General features: G+C 69.9%; 7 protein-coding genes and 1 pseudogene. 5 read left to right on the forward strand and 3 right to left on the reverse strand.

Features of this window, described 5'->3' with window-relative positions; all coding sequences use genetic code 11:
- Positions 1–81 precede the first annotated feature (81 nt).
- Genes OJ962_RS28685 through OJ962_RS28705 form a run of 5 tightly spaced genes read left to right on the forward strand, consistent with a single transcriptional unit; the run spans position 82 to position 4,124 of the window.
- Positions 82–1,137 (forward strand): branched-chain amino acid ABC transporter permease, encoded by a 1,056-nt coding sequence (locus tag OJ962_RS28685; protein ID WP_202953922.1) that lies wholly within the window; start codon positions 82–84, stop codon positions 1,135–1,137.
- Entirely contained in the window at positions 1,134–2,336 is a 1,203-nt protein-coding gene (locus OJ962_RS28690; RefSeq protein ID WP_202953923.1) for a branched-chain amino acid ABC transporter permease, read from the forward strand. Before OJ962_RS28685 ends, OJ962_RS28690 begins: the two co-directional genes overlap by 4 nt.
- Positions 2,333–3,172 carry an ABC transporter ATP-binding protein gene (locus OJ962_RS28695; RefSeq protein WP_202953924.1) on the forward strand — a complete coding sequence of 280 codons (840 nt, stop codon included), beginning with the start codon at positions 2,333–2,335 and terminating at the stop codon, positions 3,170–3,172. The genes OJ962_RS28690 and OJ962_RS28695 overlap by 4 nt, the downstream gene beginning before the upstream one ends.
- Positions 3,169–3,879 carry an ABC transporter ATP-binding protein gene (locus OJ962_RS28700; protein WP_202953925.1) on the forward strand — a complete coding sequence of 237 codons (711 nt, stop codon included), beginning with the start codon at positions 3,169–3,171 and terminating at the stop codon, positions 3,877–3,879. The genes OJ962_RS28695 and OJ962_RS28700 overlap by 4 nt, the downstream gene beginning before the upstream one ends.
- Positions 3,876–4,124, forward strand: coding sequence for a hypothetical protein (locus tag OJ962_RS28705; protein ID WP_202953926.1), 249 nt, complete (start codon positions 3,876–3,878; stop codon positions 4,122–4,124). Before OJ962_RS28700 ends, OJ962_RS28705 begins: the two co-directional genes overlap by 4 nt.
- Here OJ962_RS28705 and OJ962_RS28710 read toward each other — a convergent pair.
- From OJ962_RS28710 to OJ962_RS28720, 3 genes and pseudogenes are all read right to left on the reverse strand, one after another.
- Entirely contained in the window at positions 4,121–4,411 is a 291-nt protein-coding gene (locus OJ962_RS28710) for a hypothetical protein (RefSeq protein WP_202953927.1), read from the reverse strand. The two genes, OJ962_RS28705 and OJ962_RS28710, sit on opposite strands and share 4 nt — an antisense overlap.
- Positions 4,412–4,429: 18 nt before the next feature.
- Complete coding sequence (locus OJ962_RS28715; RefSeq protein WP_202954298.1) at positions 4,430–5,266, reverse strand: TIGR01777 family oxidoreductase; 837 nt, start codon at positions 5,264–5,266, stop codon at positions 4,430–4,432.
- Between the two features lie 132 nt (positions 5,267–5,398).
- A pseudogene (locus OJ962_RS28720) lies at positions 5,399–6,571 on the reverse strand (hypothetical protein); the annotation flags it as partial.

Genomic DNA, 6,571 nt, shown 5'->3' on the forward strand with positions numbered 1-6,571 from the left:
CGGCCGGGAGCGGAACTTTTCCGCTCCCGGCCGGTCGCCTTTGTCCCGGTCGGACCTCAACCCACACCTACAGACTCATCAATGGAAGCCGCCAGCATCCCTGCGGGCCCGCCTGCCTCTCAGCGCGTAAAGCAGCTGATCGGCACGTACGGGCTTACCGCCGTCCTGCTCATCATGCCGGTCTGGTTCGCCATCCAGGACCTGACCGACGAAGGCAATCTCGTGCGCCTGGGCGAGAATCTGGTCGCGGGCCTCTCCAACGGCGCCATCTGGGCGCTGGTGGCCATCGGCTATACGCTCGTCTACGGCATCGTCGAGCTGATCAACTTCGCCCACGGCGAGATCTTCATGATCGGCTCGTTCATCTCCGCGTCGCTCATCGTGACGCTCGGCCTCACGGTCGACTCGGCCGCGGTCCCCGTCTTCTTCGGTCTGCTCGCTGCGCTGCTCCTGGCCATGATCGGCTCGGGAACGCTCAACGTGCTGATCGAACGAGTGGCGTATAGACCGCTACGCAGCGCGCCCAAGCTGGCGCCGCTGATCACCGCGGTCGGCATGTCCTTCATCCTGCAGAACGTCGGCCTGCTCTGGAAGGGCGGCAACCAACAGGGTGTGCCGGACCTCCTGAACGCGCAGAACACGCTGTTCACGGTCTTCGGCGTCACGATCGAGAACGCCGACGTGCTGTCGGTGGTCGTGACGATCCCGCTGCTGATCGTGATGACGAGCTTCATCAACCGCTCGCGCCTGGGCAAGGCCATGCGCGCGACGGCGCAGGACCCGGAGGCCGCGCGCCTCATGGGCATCAACGTCGACACGACGATCTCGCTGACGTTCCTGCTCGGCGGCATGCTGGCCGGCGCGGCCGGCCTGATCTACGCCATGTACCAGACCACGATCTGGTTCTTCCAGGGCTTCACGGGCGGTCTGATCGCGTTCACCGCGGCCGTCATGGGCGGCATCGGCAACCTCCGGGGCGCCGTGCTCGGCGGCCTGATCATCGGCTTCATCCAGCAGATGTCGGACAACCGCATCGGCACGGAGTGGACGCCGGCGATCGTGTTCGGCTATCTGGTCCTGATCATGGTGTTCAAGCCGTCGGGTCTCCTCGGCGAGCAGACGAGGGATGCGGGATGAGCGTCGCGGCTTCCGAGGCGCAGCAGACGCCGCCTGAGCAGAAGAAGGGCTTCGAGCTGCCCGGTTGGGCGGAGAAGATCCTGATTCCGGCGATCGTCCTGTTGATCGCCATCGTCCTGCCGCTGATCCCCTCCATCGGGGAGAACGCGGCCCTCATGCAGCAGATGGCCGTCGCGCTCGCCTACGTGGTGATGGCGCTGGGCCTGAACATCATCGTCGGCTTCGCCGGCCTGCTGGACCTCGGCTACGTGGCGTTCTTCGCCTTCGGCGCCTTCGCGGTCGGCTGGTTCGCGTCCGGGCACTTCGCCTACGTCAACAACGAGCAGGGCATCCACCTGCTGGTCGGCGGCAACACCGTCAACCTGCCGGGCATCCACTTCAACTTCCTGATCGTGCTGGTCATCGCGGTCATCCTGACCACGATCGCGGGCATGATCATCGGCCTGCCCACCCTGCGTCTGCGCGGCGACTACATCGCCATCGTGACGCTGGCGTTCGGCGAGATCATCGGCCGCCTCGCGGTCAACCTGGACGGGACGACGATCCTCGGCGGCACCCCGGTGACCGCCGGCCGCCAGGGCATCTCGCCGGTCGACCGCATCGACCTGCCGTTCCTGGACCCGTTCACGGTCTTGGACAAGAAACCATGGTTCTACTTCGCATTGTTCCTGGTCGTGCTCGTGCTGTTCGTGAACTTCCGGTTGCGAGATTCGCGCATGGGCCGAGCCTGGGTGGCGCTGCGTGAGGACGAGATCGCCGCGGTGGCGATGGGCGTCCCGGCGGTCAAGACCAAGCTGATGGCCTACGGCGCGGGTGCCGCGTTCGGCGGGCTGTCCGGCGCCTACCTGGCGTCGCTGCTGAACACGGTCAACGCCGACCAGTTCCAGTTCTCGTTCTCGATCCTGGTCCTGGCCATGGTCATTCTCGGCGGCCTCGGCTCGATCTGGGGCGTCGTGATCGGCGCGATCGTGCTGTCGATCCTCAACAACTGGCTGATCCCAGACGTCATCAACGACCTCCCGTCCAACGTCGGGCTGGAGTTCGACATGACGCAGATCACGTTCGCGATCTACGGCTTCCTGCTGTTGCTGATGATGATCCTGCGCCCGCAGGGCCTGCTCCCGGAGCGAAGGCACCAGATGGAGCTCACCGAGCACGCCGAGACGACGGACGAAACCCTCTACACGGCACGGTCATGAGCGCGACGCAAAGTTCGACGCCGGCGCCGTCGCTCGCCAATCCGGCGGTCCTCGACGCGGCCAACATCACCAAGCAGTTCGGCGGCCTGACCGCCGTCAGCGACGTCTCGTTCAGCCTCCCGGAGCGCTCGATCGTCTCGATCATCGGTCCCAACGGCGCGGGCAAGACGACGTTCTTCAACATCCTCACAGGCTTCTACCGCCCGACGTTCGGCACGATCGCGTTCGGTGACCGCAACATCACCGGCGCGCGTCCGGACATCGTCATGAAGGCCGGGATGGCGCGGACGTTCCAGAACATCCGCCTGTTCTCGACCATGACGGCGACCGAGAACGTGATGATCGGCGAGCACTCGCGCATGAAGGCGGGGCTGTTCGGCTCGATCATCCGGACCCCGCGGGTCATCCGCGAGGAGCGTGAGGCGCGGGACAAGGCGCGCGCCGAGCTCCAGTACGTGGGCATCCGCGAGCGCCACAACGACTGGCTGGCCACCAACCTCTCCTACGGCGACCAGCGCCGCGTGGAGATCGCTCGCGCGCTGGCGTCGGATCCGAAGATCCTGCTGCTCGACGAGCCGACGGCCGGCATGAACCCGCAGGAGTCCGCGGCGCTGACCGACCTCATGCACAAGCTGCGCGACGACCGGGGGATGACGATCCTGCTCATCGAGCACGACATGAAGGTCGTCATGGGCGTGTCCGAGCGCCTGACGGTGCTCGACCACGGCGAGAAGATCGCCGAGGGCCTGCCCGCCGAGGTCCGTGCCAACCCGAAGGTCATCGAGGCCTATCTGGGCAAGGCGGCGGCCGAGACGGGAGAGAGGAACAAGGGATGAGCTTCCTCAAGGTCGAAGACATCCACACCTACTACGGCAACATCCAGGCGCTCAAGGGCATCTCGTTGACCGTGGAACAGGGCGAGTGCGTGACGCTGATCGGCTCCAACGGCGCCGGCAAGTCCACGACGCTGCGCTCGATCTCGGGCCTCACGCCCGCCCGCACGGGCACGATCACGCTCGACGGCGAGGAGATCACGCATCTCCCCGCCCAGGAGATCACGGGCAAGGGCATCGCCCAGTCGCCCGAGGGCCGCAAGTGCTTCCAGCGCATGACGGTCCGCGAGAACCTCGAGCTCGGCGCCTACCTGCGCCGGGACTCGTCGCAGATCCAGACGGATCTGCAGCGGGTGTTCGAGCTGTTCCCGCGCCTGGACGAGCGTCAGGCCCAGAAGGCGGGCACGATGTCCGGCGGCGAGCAGCAGATGCTCGCCATCGGGCGCGCGCTGATGGCCGACCCGAAGGTGCTGCTGCTCGACGAGCCGTCGATGGGCATCTCGCCCGTGCTCACCGAGCGCATCTACGAGACGATCGCGGAGATCAACCAGCAGGGCATGACGATCCTGCTGGTCGAGCAGAATGCGAACTTCGCGCTCGACGTCTCCAAGCGCGCCTACGTGCTGGAGACCGGCAAGGTGGCGATGACGGACAACTCCGACACGCTGCGGACCAACCCCGACGTGCAGAAGGCGTACCTCGGAACATGACCCTCCTCATCGCTGGACTCACCGACGGTGCCTGGAACCTGTTCTGGATGTACCTCTGGCTGGCGTCCACCATCGCCGCTTCGTACCTGTCGGAGCGCAAGGGCTACGGCGATCGCCCGGGCCTGGCGACCGGCCTGATCCTGTCGGCCGTCGGCGCGATCATCTGGCTGATCGTCCCGGCCAAGCCGGAGTCGAAGTGGAAGGTGCTCGGCCCGTTCGGCCGGCAGAAGAAGGTCGCCGCTTAGCGGACGGCCTGCGGCGCGGGGATGTCCGCGCAGTTGTCGTCCGCGTCGAAGCTCGGGCCGCGGGGCTGGTCACACAGCTCCGCGGCGTGGGCGCTCGAGCCCATCGCGAGCCGCAGGATCGGCTGGTCGGCGCGCTCGAGCTGCGAGGGGGTCATGGCCGCGAACACGAGCAGGCCGGCGGCGATGCCGCCCGTGATGCGGCGGCGCCGCTCCTCGCGTGTGCGTTGGCGTGCGGCGGCGTGCGTCAACACTCCACCGAGCTGATCCAGTTCCGGCGTCAGACCCATTCTTCTTCAATCATGCCGTTAGGCCGAGGCTGATGTCGCCTTCTTGAGCGCCTCGTCCAGATCGGTGTAACGGAAGCGATAGCCGAGCTCCAACGTGCGCCTGGGAACGGCGCGCTGGCCCTCGGTCACGATCTCCGCCATGTCACCGTAGAGGGTGCGGATCGCGAACGCGGGGATCGGAGCGATCGCGGGGCGGTGCAGCGCACGGCCCAGTGCGCGGCTGAACTCCTTGTTCGTGACGGGCTCGGGGGCGGTGGCGTTGACCGGGCCGGTCCAGCGCTCGTCGTCGATCGCGGCCAGGTAGATGCCGACCACGTCGTCGAGGTGGATCCACGGCATGTACTGCTTGCCGCTCGCGACCGGGCCACCGACGCCGAGCTTGAACGGGGTAATCATCTTCGCGAGCGCGCCGGCCGACTGGTCGAGCACGACGCCCGTGCGCACGCGCACGACGCGCGTGTCCGCCTGCTGGGCCTCGTGCTCCCACGCGACGCACACCTTGGCCAGGAAGTCGTCGCCGGGCGGTTGACTCTCGTCGAGGCGCTCGTCGCCGTGCTTGCCGTAGTAGCCGACGGCGCTGGAGCTGATCAACGCGCGCGGCTTCGGGCCGGCCTCGTTGATCGCGGTGACCACGCGCCGCGTGCCTTCCACGCGCGACTGCTCGATGCGCTGCCGGGCTTCGTCCGTCCAGCGCTGGGCGACGTTCTCACCCGCGAGGTGCACGACGACGTCGCCGAGCTCGATCGGGCCGGGGGTCCGCAGCGACACGGGGATGACCTCGTCGCCGCGCTGCTTGAGGGCCTCGGCGAGCTTGGACCCGATGAGCCCGCTCGCGCCGGTGATGGTCACTCGCATATGCCAGGTGTACGGGTCCGGCGCGCGGGCGGATGGCGCGGTGGACGCGAACCGCGACTTCGTCGGGCTGAGCCCCACGAACTCGCGGTTCGCACGGCGCGCGGCCCGTCGCCGGGCCGCGCGCGCCGCGACTTACGAGTTCTGCTTCTCGGCGGCGCCGCTCTCGGCGCCGTTGCCGTTGCCGGCGTCCTCGGACTCGGCCGGCGCGTTGTTGGACACGGCGTCCTGGAGCGCTTCCAGGCCGATGATGCGGACGCGCGAGCTGAAGCCACCGTCGCGGCCGTGCTGCTCGATGTCACCGCGGCCCGCGCCGCCGTAGCCGCCGCGATCGCGACCGCCGCGGCCGCCACCGTAGCCGCCGCCACGGCCGCCGCCGTAGCCGCCGCCGCCCTGACCGCGACCGCCGCCGCGGCCACCCTGGCCGCCGCCACCGCCGCGGCCACGGCCGCCGCGATCGAACGCGGGACGCGGGTTGACGATCGCCTTCACGTCACGGACCGGGGTCGCGGCGAGGCGCACCCAGGCGGTGAACGTCGGGTCGCCGGGCTTGACGCCCTGGGCCTGCTCGGCGCACACCGAGGACCACTTCATCGTCTCGCCGTCGTCGCGGCGCTTGGGCTGCAGGGCCTCAAGCACGGCCTCGGGGCCGCCGACGCGCTCGATCGCGGCCGCGAGGCGCGCCTGCGCCCGCGCGGAGCGGGTCGGCGACGTCGCGGGCGCCTGCGGCGCCTGCTGCTGCTGCGGAGCGGCCTGCTCCTCGCCGCCCTCGGCGACCGGCTGCTCCTCGCCCTCGGCGACCGGCGCCGTCTCGCCCTCGGCGGGCTCCGGCTCGTCCGACGGCGGCTCCAGCCCGGCCTCCAGCGCGGCCTGCTCGGCCTTGCGCAGCTCGGTGAGCTTGGCGAAGAACGTGCGGCGGTGGCGCTCGGCGGCCGTCAGGCGGCGACGGCGCGGGCGCTCGGGGCGATCGCCACGGCCCTGGCCCTGGCCGCCCTGACGCGGGGGACGGTCGCCGCGCGGGGCGCCCTGCGGCGCGCCCTGGCCGGCGGGAGCCGAGGCGGCGGTGCCGGTGTCGGCGGTCGTCTCGGCCGTGGGCGCGGCGTCGCCGGCCGGGGTGGAGCCCGCGGCGTCGGCGACGGCGGAGGCGAGCTGGTCGCCGCCCGGGGCGGTCGCGCTCTCGGTCTCCGCGGGCGCGGAGGCGGAGGCGTCGGCGGCCGGGCCCGTGGCGGCGGCGCCACCGGCGGGCGCGGAGTCCTCGGCGGCGGGCGCCGTGGCGTTGCCGGCGGGGGCCGCAGCGTCGGCGGCCGG

Origin of the sequence: Solirubrobacter deserti, from assembly GCF_027587175.1 — a bacterium.
Taxonomy (GTDB): domain Bacteria; phylum Actinomycetota; class Thermoleophilia; order Solirubrobacterales; family Solirubrobacteraceae; genus Solirubrobacter; species Solirubrobacter deserti.

Bases quoted from the DNA above. Each gene is read 5' to 3' on its own strand.
- OJ962_RS28715 (WP_202954298.1), bottom strand. From the start codon at position 5,266: ATGCGAGTGACCATCACCGGCGCGAGCGGGCTCATCGGGTCCAAGCTC.
- OJ962_RS28695 (WP_202953924.1), top strand. From the start codon at position 2,333: ATGAGCGCGACGCAAAGTTCGACGCCGGCGCCGTCGCTCGCCAATCCG.
- OJ962_RS28705 (WP_202953926.1), top strand. From the start codon at position 3,876: ATGACCCTCCTCATCGCTGGACTCACCGACGGTGCCTGGAACCTGTTC.
- OJ962_RS28685 (WP_202953922.1), top strand. From the start codon at position 82: ATGGAAGCCGCCAGCATCCCTGCGGGCCCGCCTGCCTCTCAGCGCGTA.
- OJ962_RS28700 (WP_202953925.1), top strand. From the start codon at position 3,169: ATGAGCTTCCTCAAGGTCGAAGACATCCACACCTACTACGGCAACATC.
- OJ962_RS28710 (WP_202953927.1), bottom strand. From the start codon at position 4,411: ATGGGTCTGACGCCGGAACTGGATCAGCTCGGTGGAGTGTTGACGCAC.
- OJ962_RS28690 (WP_202953923.1), top strand. From the start codon at position 1,134: ATGAGCGTCGCGGCTTCCGAGGCGCAGCAGACGCCGCCTGAGCAGAAG.